Annotated in this window: 2 protein-coding genes; both read right to left on the reverse strand. The window is 62.8% G+C overall.

Features of this window, described 5'->3' with window-relative positions:
• On the reverse strand, positions 1 to 796 hold a 796-nt coding region (locus PMI15_RS19060; RefSeq protein ID WP_007873005.1), incomplete at its 3' end, for an MCP four helix bundle domain-containing protein.
• A 28-nt stretch (positions 797 to 824) separates the two neighbouring features.
• The gene (locus tag PMI15_RS19065) at positions 825 to 1,313 is read right to left on the reverse strand and encodes a chemotaxis protein CheW (RefSeq protein WP_007873007.1); all 489 of its coding nucleotides are present in this window, start codon (positions 1,311 to 1,313) and stop codon (positions 825 to 827) included.
• Positions 1,314 to 1,680 lie beyond the last annotated feature (367 nt).

The following is a 1,680-nucleotide window of genomic DNA, read 5'->3' on the forward strand; positions in this document are numbered from 1 at the left end:
TGCGCACATTGCCGACGATGCCGAGCAGCTTGTCCTGCATGATCTTCAAGGCCTGCAGCAGTTCGGCGGCTTCGTCGCGGCCCGTGCTGTGGACAGGCTGGGTCAGGTCGCCGTCGGCGATAAAGCGCGCGCTGCGCGCCGCCTGGCGCAAAGGCCCGGTGATGGAGCGGGTCAGCACAAAGGCCGACGCCGCGCCCAGCAGCAAAGCCAGCACCGCGCCCACGACCAGGATCAGCCGGCCCTGGGCCGCGTTCTCTTCGGCGCGCACCAGCGCGGCGTCATACAGCTTTTGCTGCTGTTCCTCGAGTTTGTGGATGCTCTCGCTGTAGGCCTCGGCCAGCGGCTTGAGCTCGCGCTCCAGCACGGCGGTGACGTCCTCACCGGCCTGCCGCCGCTTGAGCACGGCGGCGCGCGGCGTGCGGTAGGCCTCGCGCGCGGCATCTATGCTGGCCAGCAGTTTTTTGCCCTCTTCCGTCTGGACCAGCTCGGCCAGGCGTTTGCGCGAGGCGTTGGAGATTTCCGAGGTCTTGTCCATGTCGGCCTGCCACAGCGGGATGCGGCTGGTGTCGGCGTCCATGATGGAGGCGCGGGTGCGTACCCAGTTCAGGTCTATGGTCTGGCGCCATTGCACCGCCATCTTGAGTTTTTCGTTGTCTATGGTGCCCAGCTGGTGGGTGGTCTCAGCCAGGCCCTGCAGGCGCCAGACGCCGGTGGCGGAAATCGCCGCCATGATGAAAAGAAGCAGGCCGAAAGCCAGCGCCAGGCGGCTGCCGACCTTGATGTTGTTGAGTGACATGGGTGCGAACTTTCAGGGTTTGAAGGGCTTAAAGCGTGGCGCGTTCTATCAGCGCCATGTCGCTGCTGGACATGAGCTTGTCGATGTCGACCAGGATGAGCATGCGTTCGTCCAGCGTGCCCAGGCCTATCAGGTATTCGGTGTCCAGCAGCGCGCCCATCTCGGGCGCGGGCCTGACCTGCTCGGGGCTGAGCGTGATCACGTCCGAGACGCTGTCCACCACCATGCCCATTACCCGGTTGGCGATATTCAAAATGATCACCACGGTGAACTGGTCGTAGCTGGGCGTGCCCAAGTTGAACTTGATGCGCATGTCCACGATCGGCACGATGATGCCGCGCAGATTGACCACGCCCTTGATGTGTTCGGGCGCGTTGGCAATGCGCGTCACCGTGTCGTAGCCGCGCAGCTCCTGCACTTTCTGGATGTCCACGCCGTACTCTTCCTGGCCCAGGGTGAAGGCCAGGAACTCCAGCGCCTTGCCGGCCGCCGCAGGGCTGTTGTTTGTCTCGTGCATATGCACTCCTTGGAAATCGATGAGATGTCTTCTGTCTGTCTGTAGGTATCGGCCGCTTGCGGTGAAAACTTAAGTTGGCGTTTTCCCCGCCACGTGCTTCAGATAAAGGTTATCAAGCCATACGGGCGCGAAATAAGGCGATAAGCGTGGGGTTATGGCCTTATCTTTCTCCCAGAGGGGGATGGGCCGGGTCTTGCTCCAGCGGGCGCGCTCTCCTCCTTCCACCACCGCCTTCCTCTGCTGAGAGCTGCTGGCCGGGGGTTGCCCGGCGGCAAGTAACTTTGGCGAAACCCGTAAAGCGGGTTTTCTTTTGTTCGCCAAAAGGCGCGCTGCGCGCGCGGGGTTCGCTCACTTCGCGTAGCGAAGT

It is taken from the genome of Polaromonas sp. CF318 (genome assembly GCF_000282655.1).
In the GTDB taxonomy this organism is placed as follows: Bacteria; Pseudomonadota; Gammaproteobacteria; order Burkholderiales; family Burkholderiaceae_C; genus Polaromonas.

What these genes read in the sequence shown, in the direction of transcription:
- PMI15_RS19065 (WP_007873007.1), bottom strand. Translation starts at nt 1,313, where the DNA reads ATGCACGAGACAAACAACAGCCCTGCGGCGGCCGGCAAGGCGCTGGAG.